The sequence below is a fragment of the Hydrogenophaga intermedia genome, from assembly GCF_000723405.1.
In the GTDB taxonomy this organism is placed as follows: domain Bacteria; phylum Pseudomonadota; class Gammaproteobacteria; order Burkholderiales; family Burkholderiaceae_C; genus Hydrogenophaga; species Hydrogenophaga intermedia.
Map to the genome: position 1 here is coordinate 278,838 of NZ_CCAE010000002.1, position 23,132 is coordinate 301,969.

Genomic DNA, 23,132 nt, shown 5'->3' on the forward strand with positions numbered 1-23,132 from the left:
GCTCCAGAACGCAGCTCGGTCACTGCTCATAGGCTGGTCAAATCAGAGGTAGGTTGCAGTCCACAAAGGCGGGATAGCAAGTAGCTCTGTACGGGACCGTCAAGCCAAGCGAACGGCTCGTGCAGCCACCGGCAGGTAGAGCCACCGCTGCCTCACGGGCTTGCCGGTCGCGGCTAGGAGGGCGTGGCCGTAGGACTCGAGCTGAGGACCATGCTCAGCCACCAAGTCCTCGTCTCGGGCAGCCCCACCGGGGTTCGACTTGTGGTCCAGGAGGACCCACCCGTCGTGCGCTTCGACCAGCAAGTCGATGCGGCCACGGATGCGGGTCCCGTTCGGGCCATCGGCCTCCACGGGAACTTCGACATGGACCGGGCAACCGGGCCAGCGAGCGCCAATCCACGCCTGGAATGCAGCGACCTGGGCGCAAACGGCATCCTTGTCCACGCAGTGAGCAACGGCCCAGGTCTTCAAGATGCGTTCGACTTCCGGGGCTGAAACGCCGCCAAGCACTCCGGCGCGCGCGATGCACAGGTGGAGCGCCGTGCCCAGCGACGCCATGTCGGGCTTGCCCGCCAGGCTCAGCCGCACACCGACGGTGTCTGTCTCAGCGACCTTGAAGGCCCCGCCCGAGGCGGCGCTTGGACGATGCCACAGTGGTTCGCCTTGCATCCGTGGCCGCGGGGCGAACCAGTGGCATGTCTCGGGCGCCTTGGCCGGTGGCTCGTCAGCGCAGTCGTCCTTGCTCCACGACTTTGTCAGGCGGGAGAGCTGCCGGCCGCAAGGAAGCGCCACGGCGCCCGAGTCGCCGAACAATAGCTCGGTTGCGCCTTGAATCTCGCCAACCCAGGCACGCCCAGGTCCTCGCGACCGAACGAAGGACACGGCTACGTTCATGTCGCGTGCTCGGGTCAGGCCGACATAGAGCAGGCGCTTGTTCTCCGCCAGGGCTTCGGCCTGCATGGCTTGACCAGTGGCGCTGGCCTCGGCGTTGAGGGCTGCCTGGGGCTGGGACCGCTTGCCCCAGGTTTTCAACCAGCAGTGGACGAAGCGGTTGGCCAGCGGCTGCTGCGGGTCGAAAGCGCCGACCGTCCTGGCGCGGACGCCCCAGAGTGAACTGCGCGCCGTCGCATCGAGGCTTGTCAGCACGACGACGGGCCACTCCAAGCCCTTGGCACCGTGGTAGGTCAGGACCGTGACCGAGTTGTCTGCCGATGTCGCCCGGTTGTCGTCATCTGCGCTGGCGAGTTCGTCCAGCCAGCGAAGCATGCCGCTGACGGTTGCTGGTCGCTTCGCGGCAACGCACTCGTCTTCGAAAGTCTTACCGAACTCGACCAGCGCTTCGACGTTGGCCAGGCGGTTGCGGCTCTCGTGGGGAGAGGCCGACCATTGGCCGACCAGGCGCGCGACCTGGGACTCAGCAGCGGCAAGTCGCAGCGCCTCCTGTGGTGTCAAGGCGTTGAGTATTGGGCGCAGCTCCTCCAATCGGGCCAGCAGTGGATGGGCGTTGTCGCCGGTCGTCTTCCACTCATGAGATTTGGCTCCATCGGTGGCAAGGTGCTGCAGCCGGTCTTGAAGCCATGTTTCGACCGGAATGCCTTCGGCCAGGGTGAGAACCAGCGCCGTCGCGACCGTGTCAGTCGGGTCGTTCAGGCGCCGCAGGCATGCCATCACGTAGATGGCCTCGGCAGTCCCCAACAGGCCGGAACGTGGGCTGGCTGAAGGGATGCCCCAGCGGGTGAGCGATGTGACGGCAAACCCGACCTGCTCGTTGTAGCGGCACAGCACCCCGACATCGCCAGCCTGAATCGGTCGCAGCTGCTCGGTGTCCTTGTCCTCGACCTTGACGCCTGAAGCCAGCAGTTCGCGGACGGCTTGTCCAAGGCCCAGGTAGTCCAAGTCGTTTCGGCTGCTCTCGAAGTTCCAGTTCAGGAGTGCTGCCTGGTCCGGGATGTCCTTTCGCAGCGGTTGCAGCTGAACCTGCGCTGGAGTCAGGTCGGGCTCGAACGCAGACCCGAACACGCCGTTGGTAAGCGCAACGAGCCCCTCGACGGAACGCCTGGAGGTGTCGAGGGCCTTCCCAATGGTTCCACCCCAATCCTTGATGGCGCCCAGGACGCCAGCGATGAGGCTCGCGTCCGTGCCGCGGAACCCGTAGATGGCCTGCTTGGGGTCGCCGACCCACACTGACCGCTTGGCTAGCTTGGCCAACTCCACGAAGAGCGCCAACTGAAGGGGGCTGGTGTCCTGGAACTCGTCGACCATGATGAGGTCCAGCTCGGCCGCCAGGGCTTCGCGGACGCTGGGCTTTGTCCTCAACGCCCGCAGCAGCAGAACCTCCTGGTCGCTGAAGTCAACGGCGCCCAGGGCCTTCTTGGCCTGCTCGTAGGCGTCGAGGACGTCCGCGACCAGGTTGAACACCAGGTCCAGGTACCGGCGGACCTCGGCATGAAAGGCGGGGTGAGACTCGTGGGCTTGAGCGGCGGCCTTGACTGGCTCCAAGATGTTCTTGACCTTGGCGCCAGCGTCGATACCTGCCGCGCCTATCCAGTCGGGCCAGCACCAGCGGGCCTCACGGAATGCGCGGTCCAGCTTCTGCAGTGCGTCCAGGCCCTTTGAAAGGTTCTGGGGCACTTGTTCGCCTGCAGCCATTCGCTGCTCGACAAAAGCGGCAACTTCCTGGTGCGCCTTGCTAAGCGCGGCGCTCAGCGCTGCGGTGGGGTCTGGGCCTGTACTCGGAGCAGGCCAGTTCGCAAGCATCGCGTCCGCGTTCTGCGCGCCCATCGCGCGAAGCGCCGCAGGCGTGATGTCATTGTCGAGCGCGGCCTTGACGACGGCCTCGACGGTCTTGGACCAGTCCGCTTGCTCGATTCCGAACCGCTCGGTCAGCCCCACCAGTTCCGCTTGCGCGGCGGCGTCCATGGCCTCGGCCAGGGTGGCTTTGAGCAGTCGCTTGGATTGGCCTTCACCCAAGACGGTCTGGTCGGGCGACAGGCCCAGCTCGAAGCAGAACCGCTTGAGCATCTGGCCGCAAACGCTGTTGACAGTGCCCAGGCGGGCTTGGCCGATGGCGGTGGCCAGGTCGATGCGTCCCTTCTCAAGAAGCCAGGAACGGGCGCGCTCGCGCAGCTCGGTGGCGGCCTTCACCGTAAAGGTTGTGGCCAGGATGGCGTGAGGGCGTGCCGCACCGGACTCGAGCGCTTGGGCGAGGGTCTCAGTCAGTTTGTAGGTCTTGCCGCTGCCAGCGCCTGCGCTGATGAACTCGATGTTGTTCATTGTTCCCAGCCTCCGAGCAAGACGAGGTGGTCGCCGTCGAAGCGGCTGTTGGGGCCTTTTACCGGAAGCGTTCCGTCGGGCCCCTTGAAGTCATCTGGCGGGTCTACCGGAACTACATCGATGACCCCGGCGTCCAGCTGTTGCTTACGCCAGTTCCAAGTCGCGCGTGCCTGGTCCAGCAGGGTGGCGACGGTTACCCCTTCTGGCGGCCGCCTGACCTGCGCCTTCGGGAAGATGTCTGCTGCTGTGATGTAGAGCGCACCGCTCTCCAAGATGAAGTAGCCGAGCGCGGTGGGTGCGGCCCCGTTCTTTTGCTCGACGAGGCTGGAGTAGAGCGCGAGTTGCAGGTGCTCGCCCGAGCGAAGCAGCCCAGCGTAGTAGTTGTCGCTCCGCCACTTCATGTCGAGGGCGACGGTTCGCTTGTCACCGAGCGTGACCAGCAGGTCAATCTTACCGACCAGCGGTACTGCACCCAGGGTTCCGGAGAACGCTACCTCGGTCTGAGCTTGAGTGGCCCCGGCCGACCGCAGATGGTCGAGCAGGCTGCATATGGCGCCCTCGCAGACCTTTCGGAAGTGCTGCTGGCTGACGCCCGCGCCCTGCATCAGCAGGACGGCGCCTTCTGTCTGCAGGAGCGATTCGGCCTCGGCGCGGAACCATATGACAGCATCGGGGTTCGACCAAGTCAGTGCGGCGGCGTGCTCGAAGAGTTTCTCGAACACACGGTGCGCAAGGATGCCGAGCAGGCGGTTGTCCTCCTCCACGGTCAGGACCGAGGGGGGCTCCAGGCCCGCCACTCGCTTCAGCACGAAAAGGGCAGGGTCGTTGAAGAGTTCGTTGAGCGTGGTGAACGACTGCGCAGAGTCACCGAGCTGTACGGGCTGCGGGAGTTGGACGAGTCGAGGTGGCGTCGGCAAAGGCTGCGGTGCCAGTGCTGCGGCAGTGGACGCGATGAGAGTGGAACCTATCGCTGTATCAAGGTCGAAGGCGGTGTTCTCGATTGCGGGCAGCAGCTTCTTGAGCAGCAGACGAATCGGATGCACCTCGGCGCCAGGGGGCGGGCAGACGAGGACAAAGCGCTTGCGCGCTCCAAGCAGCGGGCGAAGCCACTGCGCGGCCAGCGAAACCAGCTCGCGTGCCGGGTCTCGCAGCTGGACACCAAGCTGGGTCAGAGATTCCACTTCGGATTGCGACCAAGGAAGCGGCGACGGCAGGGTGGGGGTGGACGGCATCCACCAGACCACTTCGTCGGCGGCCTCGACACAGGCGGCTGGGGTGCTGGCAGAACGCATGCAGCCGACATGCGAAACCGCGGCAGGGTTAGTCGCCCCTGCAGGCGTGGCGTGCGCGACCAGCTGCTCGACTTGCCGAGGCAGCACCGTCGCCAGACCCTGGCTGGCGAATTCGGTCAGCGCGTCCTGGACGGCTGCGCACTGGCGATGCGCAGCCAGGAAACTCGGCACATCAGCGGACTCACCCGTGAGGCGCCGCCGCATCGCTTCTTTCAGTCGGTCAACCCGGGCGATGAGTGCGTCGACGGGCACTCCGTTGTTGCGCGTCCAGCGCTCGGATTCGAGCCAGAAGGCGATTTCTTCGGCGACTTCCTGGGCGTCCTCTCCCGTCGCGAGCTTGGCCTTGGCTGCAGTCCATGCCTCCCCGCCAATCCCGGGCTGTCTAGACACGGCGCGGGCGAGGGTGCTCCTCGCGCGGCGGCTGAACGGGCCGACCGGGTGGGTGAGGAAGTCCAGCAGCCGGTTGATGTCGAGGGGCGTCCAGCACAGCTCGAGGGCAAGAGGCAGTGCCTGAAGGGCAGGACGGAGCTGGCTCGGGTGTTCGAACCCACAGTTGACCCCGCCAGTTGCGGACAGGGACACGTCGAGGCCATCTCCGGCGTCCTCGGCAAGGACCAGCCGGTCGCCCGGCTCGTACGAGTTATGGGCGCTCAGCCAGTGCGCGGCGGTTGTGGCCGCGAGGGCGTGCACCAACAGGATACTGCCGTCGGGCGGCGCGCCCAACTTGCCAGCCGGGTGGCCGGCCAGAACGGCCAGCGCCTGCTCCTGCACCGCGCGGAGATGCCCTGTGCCCTGTGGTTCGGGGAGACGGACCTCAACGGCAGGCAGGAGGTCGAGCACTTGCCGCCAAAGGAGAGGGAAGTCTTCGGGCGGGTCAACGAGGTGAACCGACTTGATGGGGCCAGGTCCGGACTCGCGAAGGGCCTGCAATACCAGGTGCAAACGCTCGGCCTCCCCGGGCGGCAGCTTGCCGGCGGCGGCCGTCTCGATGGCGGAAAGCTCCTGAATCCGCGCTGGATGCGTTGGCTTCGCACTGCCGTCCCAGCCGCCGAGGCGCCACTCGTCTCGCCAGGCCAGGAGGCGTGCGGCGGTACCGATGCTGTCTGCCTGCAGAGACTCGCTGTAGAAGCGGGAGCCATTGTCGTGGGCGCGAAGGAGGCCGGAGTAGACCGCTACTCGCTTCGCGAACGAGGCCTCGGGTGCCGACAAGGCAAGGTAGGTTTCCAGCAGGGAGAGGAAGCCCAGCCGACCGACAAGAGGGCTGTTGAAGAAGTTCGTCGGTGACGGGCCCTGGCGGGCGTCCAGGAACAGGCCGAAGGTGACGTGCATGCTGAAGTTGACTCCCCTGAAGGCAAACGAGTGCAAGCGTTCAATTGCTTCTTGGCCACCTGCTCGAATTCGACAAGGGTAGCGTCAGCTTTCGCCACAACCCAGAACGGCATAGAAAAACAGGAGCTTGAGCCTCATCAATTTCGGGGACGACTCGTCCGGCGTCGTCAGCTTTTCGCTACCGGCCAATCAGCGGGAGCGACTTTGCCGTCAACGAATCCAGAAAGAGATGAATCAGGTAGGCTGGAATTGCCACTTGGCCGAGCGCCTTCAGGAAGTCGCCGCTTGCGGATTCGGGCTGCCACTTGTCGAGCTCCTTGAATGCAAGGCAGAGGAGGCCGGCGAACGCGACGCTGTGGAAGAACTGGCGGTGGTTCGGCGACGTTGCCGGCTCCAGGATGTCCGGCAACTTGGTCAGGAAGGCGGCAGCTGTGCCTGCCAGCAGTGGCTGGGCCGTTTGGAGGCCAGCCTGGCGCTCTTGCTCGGCAATGAACACGCCGGTGGCGAAGCCGGCAACAAGCTGGTGGGCCGGCCCGTTCACTTCTTGTGCTCCTTGCGCACGCCTTTGAACGGCTCACCATCCTTCTTCTGGTCCATGAACTGGCCGTTGCCGGCGTCGCGCTTGGTCCAGGTCTGGGTGGTCGGGTTGAAGGCTTGGGAGCGGTCGCGGACGGCACCGCGGCGGGCGTTGTCACCGATGGGGGCGTTCTTGGCCATGTTCAGGTTCCTTTCGCTTCAGGCGTCGATGGTGTGAGTCCAGCCGGGGAGGCCGTTCCGCGAGAGGTAGTCCACCAGCGGAGGACTGCCGAAGAACTGCGTGCGTCCGCCGGAGGAGAACACCAGGGCGGACTGCTCGACCCGCAGGTTCGAGGCGCGTGCCTGGGCGGTCAGCTGGGCAAGCAGGCGGGCGTTGTCGCTTTGCGAGCCGGACGCTGAGCGGGCGTCGAAGACCGCAAAGTTGACCCAGCCGCCGCTGGCGGCGCGCTCGCGCAGGTGGGCAAGATTGATTCGCATCGTGCACTCCTTGCTTGGACCTAACCCAAGCATGGAAGGCATTCTTGCGAGGGCACTAGCTCAAAGAATGACCTACTGAACTGCGGTTGGGCGATTTTTTGATGCTGCGGCGCACAAGGCCGTGTGCAGCCGCTCCCGCAGCTCGAGTGGGCCGAGCACTTCAACCTCCGGGCTGTGGCGCAGCAGGTCCATGACCAGCTCTTGGTCGTTGGAGTAGGGCACTTCCAGGACGTAGCTGCCGTCGTCGAGTCGCTCGCTGGTCTGGTTGTGGTGCCAGGTCTCCTTTTCGACCCACTGCGCACGTTCCGGCGTGAACTTCAGGCGTGCACGGTGCTTGGCGGCGCCGGCGAAGATGCCGTAGCCGCTGCGGAAGTGCTCCTGCATCTCTTGCTGGCCGACCTCGAGCGCGTGCTCGGCCAGAACCTGCACGGATTTGATTGATTCCAGCGCGAAGGAGCGCAACGCATTCTTCTCATGGCACCAGGCATCGAGAATCCAGTTCTCGCGGTAGTGGACGAGCTGCTGGGGAGAAATTTCCCGGTCCGACGACTCTTTACGGTCGCGGTTCCAGTACTGCAGGCGAAGGCGCTTGCCTGACAAAAGCGCTCCAGCAATCGTCTGAAAGTGCTTAGGCTCGACTTTTCGCGGCGCGAAGTGAATCAGTCGGAGCTTGCGCTCGATGGGTCGGGCGGACTTGGTACCTTCCGCGAGCATGCTGCGAAGACGCGTCTTCAGGGGGCCAACGTGCTCTTCGAGGAGGCCGGGCTGGACGCCCTCAACCAAGTGGAGCATGGTGAGCAGCGCGAACACTTCTGATGAGTCGAACCAAACGCCAGGCAGCTCGAACCGGCCGCCCTCGGCAAGGTCGTCCCGGATGACCCAGCCGCGCTTCTTGCGGTCCCATTCCAGGGGGCATCCCAAGCGGTCACGGAGGAAATCCAGGTCGCGCTTTACCGATGCCTGAGAGACCTCCAGTTCATTCATCAGGAAGGCCATCGGCGCAGCCCGACGCTTTCGGATGATGCGCACGATTTTGGTGATGCGCTCGATGCTGACCTTGGACATGCGATGCTCCCCTTTTTTTTTGAGCCGCCTCGTTAGGGCTGGCTCTCGTTCAGTGGATATACCAAGCGCGGTGACTAATTCGGTCGAGAGAGCCGGGATGCCTCCACCGTCGAACACTTTGGCAGGCCGCCGAAACGCGGTAGCACCAATTGTCAATCCGAAGCTCTGTGTCCATCACAGGCTTTCAGCGCTAGTCACGTCGACGCTCTCTGCTTTCATTTGCTCTGGGTCGATGTAGACCGCAACTCCCATCTCCAGTCTGACCTATGCCATTGCCACGTTCGCCTCGGGCCAGTGAATGTTTGACGTCGCGTCGCCCCCACGTGGGCGCTTGGCGCCCCATGGAGGCGATGGATAGACTTCCGCAATCGGCCGAGGCTGTGTGGGACCCAAATCCAGCAGAACAGGCCCGGGCAACGACCCAGGAGGTTGCCATTCTCTGAAGCTCCGCCCAAGCCTCCTAACGCGTTGGCTAACCGCGTGACGCGAGACAATACTGCCGATGGAACCCACCGACGCCGATGCCCGCCTCACCGATCTCGAGATCAAGGCGAGCTTCGCCGAAGACCTGCTGGACACGCTCAACGAGATCGTCGCGCGCCAGCAGGCCCAGATCAACCGCCTTACCGCTGAGCTCTCCACGCTGCGCAACCAGATGCCCACGGCTGACGGCGCCCCCGTCTTTCGCAGTCTGCGCGACGAACTGCCGCCGCACTACTGAGCAAGCCAGGAGCCCGCAAATACGGTCTTGTAGGCGATCCGTGGGCGCTCTAGGCCGTTCAAGTTAGTCGCCGTTGCACACGCTGAACGACCGCTTGATGTCAGAGTTCGGTCGCTGCTGAAGCAGCCGCCTCTGACGGCTCTCGCTGCACGGCTGCCGCTCGAGAAGCATGCCGTGGGGCGAGGCAATATGACGCCTGCGCTGAGGTTGACCTGCCCCCTGTAGACGTACCAATCAGAAGTGGAAGTCCGGGGCGAAGGTTAATCGATGGTGTTGGGGGTTGATGGGAGTTGAGCTGCATCGCCAGCGCGCTGGCGATGCAGCTCGGCGAAGCGAGCCGGTGGCATGCGCCCCAGGCTGCTGTGTGGCCTGACCTCGTTGTAGTCCGTGCGCCATGCGGCTGCGGCCACCCTGGCCTGGTGCAAGGTCTGGAACCAGCACTCGTTCAGATGCTCGTCGCGGAACTTGCCATTGAAGCTCTCGATGTAGCCGTTCTGCATGGGTCGCCCAGGCTGGATGAGGATGTGGCGGATGCCGTGTGCCTGCGCCCAGGCCATGAACGCCCGGCTGGTGAACTCCGGCCCGTTGTCGGTGCGAACCACCTGGGGATACCCGCGAAACAGCGCAGCGCGGTCCAGCACGCGCGTGACGTACTCACCCGAGATGCCGAAGTCCACCACGATGTCCACGCTCTCGTGGCTGAAGTCATCGGCCACCGTGAGGTACTTCAGTCGCCGCCCGCCCGAGAGGCTGTCGCTCACAAAGTCCATGCTCCACACTTCGTTGACCGTGCGCGCCAGTTGCAGCGGCATGCGCTCGTTGACGGGTCGCTTGCTCTTCTTGCGCCGGCGCACGGCCAGGTTGGCTTGCCGGTACAGGCGGTACACGCGCTTGTGATTGACGCCAGGAAACTGCGGGCGCAGCAGGTCATGGATGCGCCGATAGCCAAAGCGCCGACGCACGTGTGCGATCTCCACGATCTTCTCGTGCAGATCCAGCGTGGCCTGGTCGGGCTGTGGTGGATGGCGGTAGCTGTCGCGGGAGAGCCCCACAAGCCGGCACGCACGGCGTTCGGACAAATGGTGCTCGCTCACCATCCGCGTCACCGCCTCGCGCCGGGCCTGTGGGGCTAGCGCTTTACCCCCAGAACGCTCTTGAGCGCGTGCATGTCCAGGTGCGCTTCTGCCAGCAGCCGCTTGAGCTTGGCGTTCTCGGACTCGAGCTCGCGCAGGCGCTGGGCTTCAGAGACCTGCATGCCGCCGAACTTGGCGCGCCACTTGTAGAAGGTGGCATCGCTGAAGCCACCGTTGCGGCACAGCTCCTTGATCGGCATGCCGGCCTCGGCCTGCCGCAGGAACCCGATGATCTGTTCCTCGCTGAATCTGCTCTTCTTCATGTCCGTCATTCTCCTGGTGGTTGACGGACTTCACGAACTTCAGACTGGTACGGCTGGTGGGGGCAGGTCAAGGTCAGCGATCCAGTGCATCTACGCCGTTATGTGTATCGGCGAAACCACAGCTCAGAGAGATGTCTGCTCTCAAGCAGGGCCGAGAGAGCTGCTGGCGGTATCTCTGAGATCCAAAAGGACATTGCAGCAGGCTGAAATCCCGCGCCCCGCCTCGCGTTCAGCCAACAAAAAAGCCCCTGCACTGCAGGGGCCTCAGACTCGCTGGCGGAGAGAGAGGGATTCGAACCCTCGGTACAGGAGAACCTGTACGCCGGATTTCGAATCCGGTGCATTCGACCACTCTGCCATCTCTCCGTGTCGAAGCCCGCGATTCTAGCAGGCGGCAAACCCGGGGAAGCCCGCGCCACCGCCGGCTGGGCGGCCGGTGCACAATCGCGCGACCCCAACGCCGCCGCCATGCTCGTCGACACCCAGCCCGCCACCCATCAGCACGTCCCGGCAGCGCCAGAAGTGCGCGACGCCTGGGTCCAGTCCCAGCTCATCGGCGTGATGATGGACAACCTCGGGTCTACGTTGCTGCTGGGCGCCCTGTCGATGCCCATCCTGGTGTACCTGATGGCCGGCGAGGTGCCCACGTGGGCCCTGGTGCTCTGGACGGCCGCGATGCTGGTGGCGCTGGTGCTGCGCTTGCAGCTCATCGGCATCTACCGGCTGCGCTACGACAGTGTCGATGGCCCCCAGCGACAGGCCTTCGTCCAGCGCTACGGCTGGACCTGGCCCGCCATCGGCCTGCTGTGGGGTGGCCCGGTGGCCTTGAGCTATCTGCAGTCCAGCTTCATCACGCAGTTCGTCTGCGCGCTGCTGGTGGTGGGGCAAGGCCTGGTCACGCTTGCGGCATACAGCGCCTACCGGCCCATCTACCGCAGCTACACCAATGCCCTGTCGTTGTCGGCGCTCGTGGGCCTGGTGCTGGCCTCGGCTTTCCACTTCGACCAGACCGACCTGCTGCAGACCACGGCCCTGTTCGCGGTGCTGGCGGTGTTCTGGGCGCTGCTGCAGCTGGCGGGCGTACGGCTGCACCAGGTCTACCGCTCCAGCTTCGAGCTGCAGTTTTCCAACCAGGAGCTGATCGATTCGCTCACGCTGCAGACGCGCGCCTCGCTGCGCGCCGTGTCCACCAAGAACCGCTTCCTGGCCTCGGCCGCGCATGACCTGCGCCAACCCGTGCACGCGCTGAGCCTGTACGCCGACTGGCTGGCCAGCGAGCCCGAGATGGCGCGCGACATCGCGCCGCGCATCCTGCAGTCCACGCGGGCCATCAACGAGCTGTTCGACTCGCTGTTCGACCTCACCCGCATCGACGCCGGCAACTACAAGGTGCGCCTGCAGCATGTGGAGGTGCACAAGCTGTTCGCCGACATCGCGCTGCAGTTCGAGCCGGTGGCCGCGGGCAAGCAGCTGCGGCTGCGAACGCGCGCCCAGCCCATCGTGCTGTGGTCCGACCCGGTGGTGCTGCGCCGCATCCTGGGCAACCTGGTGTCCAACGCGCTGCGCCACACCACGCGCGGTGGCGTGCTGCTGGCGCTGCGTCGGCGCCAGGACATGGTGGTGTTCGAGGTCTGGGACACGGGCGTGGGCATCGCGCGTGAGCACCAGCAGGCCATCTTCCAGGAGTTCTTCCGCGTGTCGCAGCACCAGGGCACCGAGGACAGCCTGGGCCTGGGCCTGACCATCGTGTCCAAGCTGGCCACGCTCATGGGCTACCAACTCGCGCTCCAGTCAGAGGCCAGTCGCGGGAGCGTGTTTCGCGTGATGCTGCCGGCCTACACGCAGCAGGAAGGCGCGCCCGCGCCGCAACCCACCGTGGTACAGGCCTGAAAAGCAGAACCGCCGCTCAAGGCGGCGGTTTGTCTGCGGGGCGCGGGGCTCAGAGGTCCAGCAGGCCGGCGGTGCGGGCCAAGTGGCTGGCCTGCGAGCGGCTCTTCACGTTGAGCCTGCGGAACAGGCGCCACAGGTGAACCTTGACGGTGTGCTCGCTGATCTGCAATTGCTCGGCGATGTCGCGGTTCGACAGGCCCCGGTCGAGCATGACGAGCAACTGCTTCTGGCGCTTGGACAATTTGTCGGGGATGGTGGGCGCGTTTTCGTCCTCCACCTCGTCGGCCAGGAATTCACGCAGCACCTTGGCGATCTGGGCCGCGCCGGCGGACTTTTCCACGTAGGCGTCGGCGCCGGCCTCACGGGCCAAATCTTCGTAATCGGACGATGGCGACGCCGACAGCACGATCAGCGAGGTGTCGGGCAGCATCTGGCGGATTTCGCGCACGCCGGACACGCCATTGGTGTCGGGCAGTTTCAGGTCGAGACAGACGAGCTCGGGTTCGCCGTGTTCGGCGATGGCCTTGCTCACCGAAGCCAGGCGCTCCAGTTCAACGACCTGGGTCGATGCGCGCAGGCGGCGCAGCAACATGACCACGGCTTCGCGCATCAGCGGGTGATCGTCAATGACAAAAATACTCATGTCAGGATGCGCAATTCATGAATTGGTTTAACGGCACAGCATATCGGCATAAACCCGATTTGGCGATAGCCGGGCGCCCTTCCCCAGGGGCACACAGAGGGCGGCAGAGGATTGCGCGGGCCGCCGGGGCCGATTGTGACCCAATTCAGGCGGCGGATTGGCGCAAAACGTTCAGGGCAGATGTGACGCGCTCCACATCATCGGGCGCAATCAATTGCGGCGCCAATGCATCGAGTGCGGCCTTTCCCTCGGCTTGCAGGCGGGCCATGGCCTGCGCGGCCTCGCGCGGGGCGGCGAAACCGGTGCTTTGCAACAGCACCGCGCCCTTGGCGTCGGTGAGCTTGAAATAGAAGAGGCCGTCCTTCTCGCGGTACTGCTTGAAGACGGGCAGGGCGGCCTTGGCGGCCTTGGCCGTGGCGGCGTCGGCCCGCGTGTCGAGCGCGCGCAGACCCACGGCATGGCGCAGGCGCTGGGTGAAGGGGGTGGCAATGGCGCGCGCCTTGGCAGCGCCCATCTTCAGGGTCTTCTCGATGCGCGCCGGGTCCTGGATGAGGCCCTCGTACACCTCGCGCATCGGCGCGATCTCGCGATCCAGACGCTCGAACAGCAACTGCTTGGCCTCCCCCCAGGCGATCCCATCGGCATACGCCTTGGCCAGGGCGGCGGTTTCCTCGGCGCTGGCGAAGGCCTGGTAGAGCTGGAACAGGGCCGATCCTTCGGTGGACTTGGGCTCGCCGGGCGCGCGCGAGTCGGTCACGATGCCCATGATGAGCTTCTTCAACTGGTCGCGCGGCACGAACAGCGGGATGGTGTTGTCGTAGCTCTTGCTCATCTTGCGGCCGTCGAGGCCGGGCAGGGTGGCCACGTTGTCTTCGATGGCGGCCTCGGGCAGGGTGAAGTGTTCGCCGTAGAGGTGGTTGTAGCTGGCGGCGATGTCGCGCGCCATCTCGATGTGCTGGATCTGGTCGCGCCCCACCGGCACCTGGTGGGCGTTGAACATCAGGATGTCGGCCGCCATCAGCACGGGGTACATGAACAGGCCGGCGGTCACGCCGTCGTCCGGCTCGGCGCCAGACTCGGTGTTCTTGTCCACCGAGGCCTTGTAGGCGTGGGCGCGGTTGAGCAGGCCCTTGCCGGTGACGCAAGTGAGCATCCAGGTGAGTTCGGGGATCTCGGGGATGTCGGACTGGCGGTAGAAGGTGACCTTCTCCGGGTCGAGCCCGCAGGCCAGCCAGGTGGCAGCGATCTCCAGCGTGGAGCGCTGCACGCGCGCCGGGTCGCCGCTGGTCTTGATGAGCGCGTGGTAGTCGGCCAGGAAGTAGAAGCTCTCGACGCCGGGCAGACGGCTGGCGCGCACGGTGGGGCGGATGGCGCCGACGTAGTTGCCCAGATGGGGTGTGCCCGAGGTGGTGATGCCGGTGAGGACGCGTTGCGTGTTCATTCTGGGGACGGGACGGCGGTTCAGAGCAGAAGGAGGCGGATCGGCGTCAGTAGCCATTCGATGGCGCTGCCGGACAGGTTCATGAGCGGGCGCAGCCAGTACTCGCCCACCAGGCCGGTGACCACCAGCGCCAGCACGATGAAGAAGCCGAAGGGTTCGATGCGGGAGAAGGCGGCTGCCTGTTTCCAGGGCAGCAGGCCGGTGAGGATGCGGCCGCCATCCAGGGGCGGCAGCGGGAACATGTTGAAAGCGAACATCACCAGATTGACCACGAAGCCCGCGCGGCACATGGCGAGCCAGAAGCGTTCCTCGACACCGGCAGCCCGCAGCACGTAGAGCAGCAACAGCCACAGCGCGGCCTGCAGCAGGTTGGACGCCGGGCCCGCCAGGGCGACCCAGATCATGTCCCGCTTGGGGTTGCGCAGCCGCCCGAAATCCACCGGCACCGGCTTGGCGTAGCCGAACAGGAAGTTGCCCGCCGTGGCGAAGTACAGCAACAGGGGCATGAGGATGGTGCCAAGCGGGTCGATGTGCTTCATCGGGTTGAGCGTGACGCGGCCGAGCTGCCAGGCCGTGGGGTCGCCGTAGTGGCGCGCGACGTAGCCGTGCGCCGCCTCGTGCAGGGTGATGGCGAACAGCACCGGGATGGCGTAGAGCGTGACCGTCTGGACGATGAGGGCGATATCCATCGGCGGATTGTCCCAGAGCCGCGTGTCAGAGCCCGAGCGGGGCCAGCGAGCCCTGGCCCTGGCGCACCACCTCGGGGTCGCCGCCCGTGCCCATGGGCACCAGGTCGAGCACGGTGGTGGGCTCCAGCGCGCAGGCACCGGCGTCGATGACGCCGTCCACCTCGTGTTGCAGGCGCTCGCGGATGGCCTCGGGGTCATTGAGCGGGTGCTCGTGACCGGGCAGGATGAGCGTGGTGGCCAGCAGGGCGCCGCCGTGCTGTTCCAGCAACTCGCGCAGTGCGCGGTGCTCGGGCACGCGCAGGCCGATGGTCTTGCGCGATGGGTGGCTCACGCGGCGCGGCACTTCCTTGCTGGCTTCCAGGATGAAGGTGTAGGGCCCGGGCGTCGCGAGCTTGAGCAGGCGGTACTGGCGGTTGTCCACCTTGGCGTAGCTGGCCAGTTCGCTCAGGTCGCGGCACAGCAGGGTGAGGTGGTGCTTGTCGTCCACCTGGCGGATGCGGCGCAGGCGGTCGGCCGCGGCCTTGTCGTCCAGGTGGCAGGCCAGGGCGTAGCTGGAGTCGGTCGGCACGGCGATCACGCCGCCGCGCTGCAGCAGCGTGGCGGCCTGCTTGAGCAGGCGGGGCTGCGGGTTGTCGGGGTGGACGCTGAAGAGCTGGGACATGGTTCAGTCTTCCGGTGGACTCACAGGCAGCCGGCTGCGTGCCGTGCGCCACCCACTAAGCGCGCCGCACAGCACGATGAGCGCGATGCCGGTGAGCTCTATGGCTCCAGGCACGTGGCCGAACACCAGCCAGCCGAAGGCCATGGCGAAGGCGATCTGCGTGTACAGGTAGGGCGACAGCGTGGAGGCCGGCGCCCGCTGGTAGGCCAGGATGAGCAGCAGGTGGCCGAGGGTGCCCATCACGCCCACGAGTACCAGCAGGGCCAGGGTGCGCGCATCGGGAATGGCCTGCCAGACGAAGGGCAGCAGAGCGCTGGTGACCAGAGCGCCCACCCAGCCGGTGTACAGGTGCATGGTGAGCGGGTCCTCGGTGCGCGCCATCCTGGCGGTGAGGATCTGGAACCAGGCGCTGATGAAGACCATGGCCAATGGCAGCGCGCTGGCCCAGCCGATGTCGCCGCCATCGGGTCGCACCACCAGCAGCACACCCGCGAAGCCGCCGATCACCAGCAGCCACTGGACGGCCGACACGCGCTCGCGCAGCAGGGTGGCGCCCATCAGCGTCACGGCCAGCGGTGTGAACATGAGGATGGCGGTGAACTCGCCCACCGGCATCTGCTGCAGCGCCACGAAGCCCATCAGGCTCAACGAGAGCAACAACGCGCCGCGCAGCAACTGAAAGCGCGGGTGCCCGGTGCGCAGTGCGGCGCGCCCGCGCCGCGGCAGCAGCCAGGCCGTCATCGCTGCCGCGTGGAACAGGTAGCGGAACCAGATGACCAGCAGCACCGAGACCACGGCACCCACGGCCTTGACCGTGGTGTCGAGCACCGCGAAGCAGGCGGTGGCCGAGACCAGCAGGGCGATGCCCGCGAGGGCGCGGCCGGCGATGGGGACGGTGAGGGCGGTCATGGCAATGGCCCGCGCTCAGGCTTCGGGAGGTTCCACCGGCAGGCGCTTTTCGCGCGCCGTGAGCCAGCTCGCCGTGGCGCCGCAGAGCACGATCAGGCCCATGCCGGTGAGCTCCAGGGTCCCGGGCACGTGGTCGTACACCACCCAGCCGCAGAACATGGCAAAGCCGATCTGCGTGTACAGGAAGGGCGCGATGGCCGACGCCGGTGCGCGCTGGAAGGCCAGGATCAGCAGGAAGTGCCCCACGGTGCCCATGAGGCCGATGAGGCAGAGCAGGGCCAGCGTGCGCGCGTCGGGCACGGCCTGCCACACCAGGGGCAGCACCAGGCTGGCGACCAGGGTGCCGACCCAGCCGGTGTAGAAGTGCATGGTCATCGGGTCCTCGGTGCGCGCCATCTTGGCGGTGAGGATCTGGAACCAGGCGTAGATGAAGACCAGCGCCAGCGGGATCAGCGCCGCCCAGCCCAGGAAGCCGCCGCCCGGGCGCACCACCAGCAATGCGCCCGCGAAGCCCCCGGCCACCAGCAGCCAGCGCAGCACAGTCACGCGCTCGCGCAGGAACAGCGCGGCCAGCAGCGTCACCGCCAGCGGCGTGACCATGACGATGGCGGTGAACTCGCCCACCGGCATGTACTGCACCGCCACGAAGGACATCAGGCTCACCGAGAGCAGCAGCACGCCGCGCAGCACCTGGTAGCGGGGGTGTTCGGTGCGCAGCAGCGAGCGGCCGCGGATGGGCAGCATGACGGCCGTGACCACCACCGCGTGAAAGGCGTAGCGGAACCACAGGGCCAGCAGCACCGACACCACGGCGCCCACCACCTTGACGGCGGTGTCCAGCACCGCGAAGCAGGCCGTGGCGGCCACCAGGAAGCCGATGCCGGCCAGGGCCTGGCCGGGCCGAGGCGCGGCGGCGCCCATCAATGGACCCGCTCGGCGAGCAGAGCCCACACGGGGGTCACGCTGCCGGGGAGGTCGGGCAGCTTGCCGAGGTCGGTGTGGCTCTCGTCGGGGCTGTGGAAATCACTGCCGCGCGAGGCGGCGAGGCCGAATTCGGTGCAGAAGCCGGCGTACTTGGCGTACTCGGCCTGACTGTGCGCGCCGGTCACCACCTCCACCGCCTGGCCGCCGTGCTGCTTGAACTCGGTGAACAGGGCGTATTCCTCGGTGGGGGTGAACTTGTAGCGGCCCGGGTGGGCGATGACGGCGATGCCACCGGAACCGGTGATCCAGCGCACGGCGTCGCCCAGCGCGGCCCAGCGGTGCGGCACGAAGCCGGGCCGGCCTTCGGTGAGGTACTTGCGGAATACCTCGGGGATGTCCTTGCACACGCCGCTGTCCACCAGGTGGCGCGCGAAGTGTGAGCGCGAGATGAGGTCCGGGTTGCCGACGTAACGCAGGGCGCCCTCGAAGGCGTCCTTGATGCCGACCTGGGCGAGCCCCTCGGCCATTTCGCGGGCACGCTGCTCGCGCCCGCCGCGCGTGGCGCGCAGGCCTTCGAGCAGGGCCTTGTCGTCCGGGTCCATGCCCAGGCCGACGATGTGCACGGTGGTGCCGGCGAAAGTGACCGAGATTTCCACCCCGGTGAGGTAGGGCAGTTCCTGCGCGCGGGCGGCGGCCATGGCGCGGTGCTGGCCGCCGAGTTCGTCGTGGTCGGTGAGCGCCCAGAGCTCCACCCCGTTGGCCTTGGCGCGCGCGGCCAGGGCCTCGGGCTCGAGCGTGCCATCCGAGACGGTGGAGTGGCAGTGCAGGTCGGCGTTGAGCAGGGGGTTCACGCCTTCCATTGTAGGAGTGGGGGTATCGCCGCGCTGTCGCCGGGGTCGGATCAGCCCGTGTTGCGCAGGCCCGCCGCGATGCCGTTGATGGCGATGTGGATACCACGCTTGGCCCGGCCTTCGTCGTCGGCACTCAGCGTGCCCGCCCGGTGCCGGCGGATGAGCTCGACCTGCAGGTGGTGCAGCGGGTCGATGTAGGGGAATCGGTGTTCGATGGAACGGCGCAAGGCCAGGTTGCCGGCCAGCCGTTCGCGCTCGCCCGTGATGAGCGCCAGCGCCTCGGCCGTGCGCTGCCACTCGGCCTCGATGGCCTTGAACACGCGCTGGCGCAGGGCCTTGTCTTCCACCAGTTCGGCGTACAGCGAGGCCAGGGCCAGGTCGCTCTTGGCCAGCACCATGTCCATGTTGGACAGCAGGGTGTTGAAGAAGGGCCAGTCGCGCTGCATGCGCTTGAGCAGCGCGGTGTTCTTCGGATCCGCTTTCACGAAACCCTGCACCGCCGAGCCGAAGCCGTACCAGCCCGGCAGCGTGAGCCGGCACTGCCCCCAGCTGAAGCCCCAGGGGATGGCGCGCAGGTCCTCGATGCGGCCCGTGGCCTTGCGACTGGCCGGGCGCGAGCCGATGTTGAGTTCGGCGATCTCGCGGATCGGCGTGGCGCTGAAGAAGTAGTCGGCGAAGCGCGGCGTGTCGTACACCAGCGCGCGGTAGGCGGCCATGCTGGCCTGCGACAGCGCCTCGGCTGCTGCCAGGAAGGCGGGCGACGCGTCCTTGGTGGGCTGCAGCAGCGTGGCCTCCAGCGTGGCGGCCACCAGGGTTTCCAGGTTGCGGCGGCCGATCTCGGGGTTGGCGTACTTGGCGCCGATCACCTCGCCCTGTTCGGTCAGGCGGATCTGCCCGCGCACCGTGCCCGGCGGCTGCGCCAGGATGGCCTGGTAGCTGGGGCCGCCACCGCGCCCCACGGTGCCGCCGCGGCCGTGGAACATGCGCAGACCGATCGGCCGAACAGAGCCCCCACGCTTCCCCGCTGCGCGTGGTCCGCTGCCCCCCGAGGGGGCTGATTCGCCTTGGGGCGGCCCGGCGGCGAATCCTTCCTTGCCGGCGTTCAACTCGTCGAACAAGGCCACCAGCGCCGTCTCGGCCTGGTAGAGCGACCAGTTGCTGGTGAAGATGCCGCCGTCCTTGTTGCTGTCGGAATAGCCGAGCATCACGTCCTGTTCGCCATAGCCGTCGGCGGCGCCGCGCTGCACCATGGCGCGCACACCGGGCAGGGCGTAGTACTCGCGCAGGATGGGCGCGGCGTTGCGCAGGTCCTCGATGGTCTCGAACAGCGGCACCACGATCAGGTCTGCCACCGCGCCGTCGTTCAGCGTGCCGTGCAGCAGCCCGGCCTCCTTTTGCAGCACCAGCACCTCGAGCAGGTCGCTCACGGTTTCGGTGTGGCTGATGATGGCGTGACGGATGGCCTGGGCGCCGAAGCGCTCGCGCCCGCGCTTTGCGGCTTCGAAGATGGCGAGTTCGCCGCGGGTGTGATCGCTGTAGCCGGCCCCGGGCACGCGCAGCGGGCGCACGTCGTCCAGGGTGCGCAGCAGCACGGTGCGCTTGGCGGTTTCGTCGAGCGCGCTGTAGTCGGGTGCCAGGCGCGCGGTGGCCAGCAGCTCGGCCACCGCGATCTCATGCTGGTCGGAGCTTTGCCGCAGGTCGATGGTGGCGAGGTGGAAGCCGAACACCTCCACCGCGCGGATCAAGCCGCTCAGGCGCATGTCGACCAGCGCCTCGCCGTGGTGGGCGCGCAGCGAGGCTTCGATGGTGCGCAGATCGGCCAGAAAGTCGGCGGCGCGGGCGTACGGGTCCTGCGGTGCCACGGCGTGGCGCGCGGCCTCGCCGCCGGTGAGCGCGGTGAGGGTGGCCGCCAGCCGCGCGTAGATGCCGGTGAGCGCGCGCCGGTAGGGCTCGTCCTGCCGGTGCGCGTTGGTGTCGGGCGATCGGGCGGCCAGGGCCTGCATGGCCTCACCCGCGCCCACCAGCATGCCCGACATGGAGAGCTCGCCGCCCAGCAAGTGCACCTGCGTGAGCAGGTGACGCAGCGCCACCTCGGCCTGGCGCTGCAGGGCGAGTTCCAATGTGCCGGCCGTGACGTTGGGGTTGCCATCGCGGTCGCCGCCGATCCACTGGCCCATGCGCAGGAAGGGCGCCACGGGGCGGCCGAGGCCGGCCTCCAGCTCGGCGTAGAGGCGCGGGATCTCGGGCAGGAAGGTGCTCTCGTAGTAGCTCAGCGCGTTCTCGATCTCGTCGGCCACGGTGAGCTTGGTGAAGCGCAGCAGGCGCGTCTGCCAGAGCTGGGTCACGCGCGCGCGCAGTTGCGCGTCGATGGCGGTTTGCTCGCGCGGCGAGGCTTCGTCGCGCGCCGTCAGCAGGCGCGCGATGGCGCGCTCGGCGTCGAGGATGCTCTTGCGCTGCACCTCGGTGGGGTGGGCGGTGAGCACGGGCGACAGGTGCGCCTCGGCCAGCGTGCGGGCCACCTGCGCAGGGGCGATGCCCGCCTCGCGCAGCCGCTGCAGGGCCAGCGCCAGGCTGCCGGTCTGCGATCGCTCGCCCGCGCGCTCGTGCACGGCGCGGCGGCGGATGTGGTGGCGGTCTTCCGCCAGGTTGGCCAGGTGGCTGAAGTAGGTGAAAGCGCGGATGACGCTCACTGTCTGGTCGGCGCTGAGCGACTTCAGCAGCTTCTTGAGCGCCTTGTCGGCCGAGCGGTCGTCGTCGCGCCGGAACGCCACCGAGAGCTGGCGGATGCGCTCGATGAGATCGAAGGCTACCTTGCCCTCCTGCTCACGGATCACATCGCCCAGGATGCGGCCGAGCAGGCGGATGTCGAGGATGAGGGGCTGGTCCTTGTCGCGGCGGGCGGCGCCCGTGGTCGATCGGCTCATGTCGGGCGTGCCTTGACGGAAGGCTCACGGAGAGTGGGGGGAAAGGGCCATGCTAGCATCGCCCGCACCCTGTTCCGGTTCCGAAACGGGTACCGAATTTTTCGCGTCGCGCGCGCCGTCAGCCGGGCGTCAGTCCCCCCGAATTTCCCCATGTCTTCGCCCCTGGCCATCACCATCGCCACCCGCGAGAGCCGGCTCGCCTTGTGGCAGGCCCACCATGTGCAGTCCCTGTTGGCATCGCGCGGCCACCGCGTCGAACTGCTGGGCATGACGACTCTGGGCGATCAGATCCTCGACCGCACGCTGTCCAAGGTGGGTGGCAAGGGCCTGTTCGTGAAAGAACTCGAGCACGCTCTCGCCGATGGCCGCGCCGACATCGCCGTGCACTCGCTCAAGGACGTCCCGATGGAGCTGCCCGAGGGCTTCGCGCTCGCCTGCGTGATGGAGCGCGAGGACCCGCGCGACGCCTGGGTCTCGCCGCACGCGGCGGGCCTGGCCGATCTGCCCCCAGGCGCGGTGGTGGGCACCTCCAGCCTGCGCCGCGTCGTGCTGCTGCGCGAGGCGCTGGCCGCCATCGGCCGCGCCGACGTGCGCATCGAACCCCTGCGCGGCAACCTCGACACGCGCCTGCGCAAGCTCGACGAAGGCCAGTACCACGCCATCGTGCTCGCCGCCGCCGGCCTCAAGCGCCTGGGCCTGGGCGATCGCATCCGCGCCATCTTCGAGCCCGCGCAGTCGCTGCCGGCGGCAGGGCAGGGCGCGCTGGGCATCGAGGTGCGCGCCGACCGCGCCGACCTGATCGAGGCCCTGCAACCGCTGGTGCATCAGGCCACCTGGCTGCGCGTGGCGGCCGAGCGCGCCGTCTCGCGTGCCATGGGCGGCAGTTGTTCCATGCCATTGGCCGCCCACGCCGAGTGGCTGGGCGAGCGCCTGTGGCTGCGCACCGCCTGGGGTGAGCCCGAGGGCGCGAGCGCCCTGGTGCGCGCCGAGGGCACCGCCTCGGTGGCCAGCCTGGACGAGGCCGAGGCCCTGGGCACACGCGTGGCCGCTGCCCTGCGCGCCGCGGGCGCACAGGGCGGGGAGTGAGCCTTTGAGCGCGAAGGCCGCGCACGCCATCGACCGCGTCATCGTCACGCGCCCCGAGCCCGAGGCGGCTCGCTGGGTCGAGTCGCTGCGCGAACGCGGCTGGGCCGCCGAGGCCTGGCCGCTCTTGCGCATCGCCGAACCGGCCGACGGCCCCGCGCTGGAGCGCCTGCGCACATGGCGCGTGGCCTGGCCGAAACAGGATGCGCTGATGTTCGTCAGCAGCGCCGCCGTGCAACGCTTCTTCGCCGAGCCCGTGGCGCCCCCGAACGCCCACACGCGCTTCTGGGCCCCAGGCCCCGGCACCGCGCGCGCGCTGCTGCAGGCCTTGTGGCCGCTGGGCGTGGGCGAGGACCGCATCGACACGCCACCGCCGGCGGCCGACCAATTCGACTCCGAGCACCTGTGGCCCGTGGTGCGTGGACAGCTCGCGCCGGGCAGGCGCGTGCTGGTGGTGCGCGGCACCAGCGAGGGGGCCGAGGGCGATCCGTCCGGCCAGGGGCGCGACTGGCTCATCGAACAATGCCGCCAGGCCGGCGCCGAGGTCGAGGCCTGTGTGGCCTACCGGCGCGAGCGCGTGGTGCCCACCGAGGCCGACAGCGAGCGCCTGCGGGCCGCCAGCGGCCCCGCCACCGTGTGGCTGTTCAGCAGCAGCGAAGCCGTGCAGGCGCTGAAAGGCCACTGGCCTGCCGATGCGCGGGCGGTGGCGTTGGCCACGCACCCGCGCATCGCCGACGCGGCGAGGGCCCTGGGGTTCGCGCGCGTGATCCGTTGCCGTCCTACATTGGCCGACGTGGGGCGCGGCCTAGAATCCTGGGCATCCGCCTCGCCATGAACGCACCCGACAACGACACCGCGCCCGTGGCGGCCCCCGCGCCCAGCGCCCGCCCCCCGGGGGGCGCGGGGCCCGGGAAAAAAAGGGGGCCGGGGGAGCCCCGGGGGCCTTGCCCCCGCCGCAAGGCAGACGTGGGCGTGTTGGCCGACACCATGGACACCAGCGGCCTGCACGCCATGCCGCTGGCCGACG

Annotated in this window: 20 protein-coding genes and 1 tRNA gene; 5 read left to right on the plus strand and 16 right to left on the minus strand. The window is 67.6% G+C overall.

Annotation, left to right across the window (positions count from 1 at the left end):
- Positions 1 to 99 precede the first annotated feature (99 nt).
- The 6 genes from BN948_RS02740 to BN948_RS02765 form a co-directional block, all read right to left on the minus strand.
- Positions 100 to 3,273: a UvrD-helicase domain-containing protein gene (locus BN948_RS02740; protein ID WP_051755916.1), complete on the minus strand. Its 3,174-nt coding sequence runs from the start codon at positions 3,271 to 3,273 to the stop codon at positions 100 to 102.
- Entirely contained in the window at positions 3,270 to 5,894 is a 2,625-nt protein-coding gene (locus BN948_RS02745; protein ID WP_156037822.1) for a PD-(D/E)XK nuclease family protein, read from the minus strand. The genes BN948_RS02740 and BN948_RS02745 overlap by 4 nt, the downstream gene beginning before the upstream one ends.
- 178 nt (positions 5,895 to 6,072) lie before the next feature.
- Positions 6,073 to 6,435, minus strand: coding sequence for a metal-dependent hydrolase (locus tag BN948_RS02750; protein WP_035620238.1), 363 nt, complete (start codon positions 6,433 to 6,435; stop codon positions 6,073 to 6,075).
- The gene (locus tag BN948_RS02755; RefSeq protein ID WP_035620241.1) at positions 6,432 to 6,611 is read right to left on the minus strand and encodes a hypothetical protein; all 180 of its coding nucleotides are present in this window, start codon (positions 6,609 to 6,611) and stop codon (positions 6,432 to 6,434) included. The genes BN948_RS02750 and BN948_RS02755 overlap by 4 nt, the downstream gene beginning before the upstream one ends.
- A gap of 18 nt (positions 6,612 to 6,629) precedes the next feature.
- A complete protein-coding gene (locus tag BN948_RS02760) occupies positions 6,630 to 6,908 on the minus strand; it encodes a hypothetical protein (RefSeq protein WP_035620242.1) in 279 nt (92 codons plus the stop codon).
- Positions 6,909 to 6,980: 72 nt separating this feature from the next.
- Complete coding sequence (locus BN948_RS02765; RefSeq protein WP_035620246.1) at positions 6,981 to 7,973, minus strand: helix-turn-helix transcriptional regulator; 993 nt, start codon at positions 7,971 to 7,973, stop codon at positions 6,981 to 6,983.
- Positions 7,974 to 8,475: 502 nt separating this feature from the next.
- Between BN948_RS02765 and BN948_RS02770 the strand changes: the two genes are divergently transcribed.
- Complete coding sequence (locus BN948_RS02770; RefSeq protein ID WP_035620248.1) at positions 8,476 to 8,694, plus strand: SlyX family protein; 219 nt, start codon at positions 8,476 to 8,478, stop codon at positions 8,692 to 8,694.
- 260 nt (positions 8,695 to 8,954) lie between these two features.
- Here BN948_RS02770 and BN948_RS02775 read toward each other — a convergent pair.
- A protein-coding gene (locus BN948_RS02775) for an IS3 family transposase (RefSeq protein ID WP_411914398.1) occupies positions 8,955 to 10,090 on the minus strand; the annotation gives its coding sequence in 2 pieces (ribosomal slippage) (positions 8,955 to 9,835 and positions 9,835 to 10,090; 1,137 coding nt in all).
- A gap of 274 nt (positions 10,091 to 10,364) precedes the next feature.
- A tRNA-Ser gene (locus BN948_RS02785) sits at positions 10,365 to 10,456 on the minus strand.
- Between BN948_RS02785 and BN948_RS26020 the strand changes: the two genes are divergently transcribed.
- A complete protein-coding gene (locus BN948_RS26020) occupies positions 10,457 to 11,980 on the plus strand; it encodes a sensor histidine kinase (protein WP_009517827.1) in 1,524 nt (507 codons plus the stop codon).
- Positions 11,981 to 12,029: 49 nt separating this feature from the next.
- On the opposite strand, the gene BN948_RS02795 is transcribed toward BN948_RS26020, so the two are convergent.
- The 8 genes from BN948_RS02795 to BN948_RS02830 form a co-directional block, all read right to left on the minus strand.
- Entirely contained in the window at positions 12,030 to 12,623 is a 594-nt protein-coding gene (locus BN948_RS02795; RefSeq protein WP_009517829.1) for a LuxR C-terminal-related transcriptional regulator, read from the minus strand.
- Between the two features lie 145 nt (positions 12,624 to 12,768).
- Positions 12,769 to 14,064 (minus strand): tryptophan--tRNA ligase, encoded by a 1,296-nt coding sequence (locus tag BN948_RS02800; RefSeq protein WP_009517830.1) that lies wholly within the window; start codon positions 14,062 to 14,064, stop codon positions 12,769 to 12,771.
- Positions 14,065 to 14,084: 20 nt separating this feature from the next.
- On the minus strand, positions 14,085 to 14,753 hold the full coding sequence (locus tag BN948_RS02805) for a site-2 protease family protein (protein WP_009517832.1): 669 nt from the start codon (positions 14,751 to 14,753) through the stop codon (positions 14,085 to 14,087).
- Positions 14,754 to 14,778: 25 nt separating this feature from the next.
- Positions 14,779 to 15,414, minus strand: a complete 636-nt coding sequence (locus tag BN948_RS02810) for an L-threonylcarbamoyladenylate synthase (protein ID WP_009517833.1) — start codon at positions 15,412 to 15,414, stop codon at positions 14,779 to 14,781.
- 3 nt (positions 15,415 to 15,417) lie between these two features.
- Positions 15,418 to 16,323: a DMT family transporter gene (locus BN948_RS02815; protein WP_009517834.1), complete on the minus strand. Its 906-nt coding sequence runs from the start codon at positions 16,321 to 16,323 to the stop codon at positions 15,418 to 15,420.
- A 15-nt stretch (positions 16,324 to 16,338) separates the two neighbouring features.
- Positions 16,339 to 17,244, minus strand: coding sequence for a DMT family transporter (locus BN948_RS02820; protein ID WP_009517835.1), 906 nt, complete (start codon positions 17,242 to 17,244; stop codon positions 16,339 to 16,341).
- Positions 17,244 to 18,107, minus strand: coding sequence for a 3',5'-nucleoside bisphosphate phosphatase (locus tag BN948_RS02825; RefSeq protein ID WP_009517836.1), 864 nt, complete (start codon positions 18,105 to 18,107; stop codon positions 17,244 to 17,246). The genes BN948_RS02820 and BN948_RS02825 overlap by 1 nt, the downstream gene beginning before the upstream one ends.
- A gap of 41 nt (positions 18,108 to 18,148) precedes the next feature.
- Positions 18,149 to 21,022, minus strand: coding sequence for a phosphoenolpyruvate carboxylase (locus tag BN948_RS02830; protein WP_009517837.1), 2,874 nt, complete (start codon positions 21,020 to 21,022; stop codon positions 18,149 to 18,151).
- A gap of 150 nt (positions 21,023 to 21,172) precedes the next feature.
- Between BN948_RS02830 and hemC the strand changes: the two genes are divergently transcribed.
- The 3 genes from hemC to BN948_RS27135 form a co-directional block, all read left to right on the plus strand.
- Complete coding sequence (gene hemC / locus BN948_RS02835) at positions 21,173 to 22,108, plus strand: hydroxymethylbilane synthase (protein ID WP_009517838.1); 936 nt, start codon at positions 21,173 to 21,175, stop codon at positions 22,106 to 22,108.
- Between the two features lie 4 nt (positions 22,109 to 22,112).
- Entirely contained in the window at positions 22,113 to 22,940 is an 828-nt protein-coding gene (locus tag BN948_RS02840; RefSeq protein ID WP_009517839.1) for a uroporphyrinogen-III synthase, read from the plus strand.
- A partial coding sequence (locus tag BN948_RS27135) for a hypothetical protein (protein WP_238327220.1) occupies positions 22,937 to 23,132 on the plus strand: 196 nt, incomplete at its 3' end. The genes BN948_RS02840 and BN948_RS27135, both read left to right, overlap by 4 nt.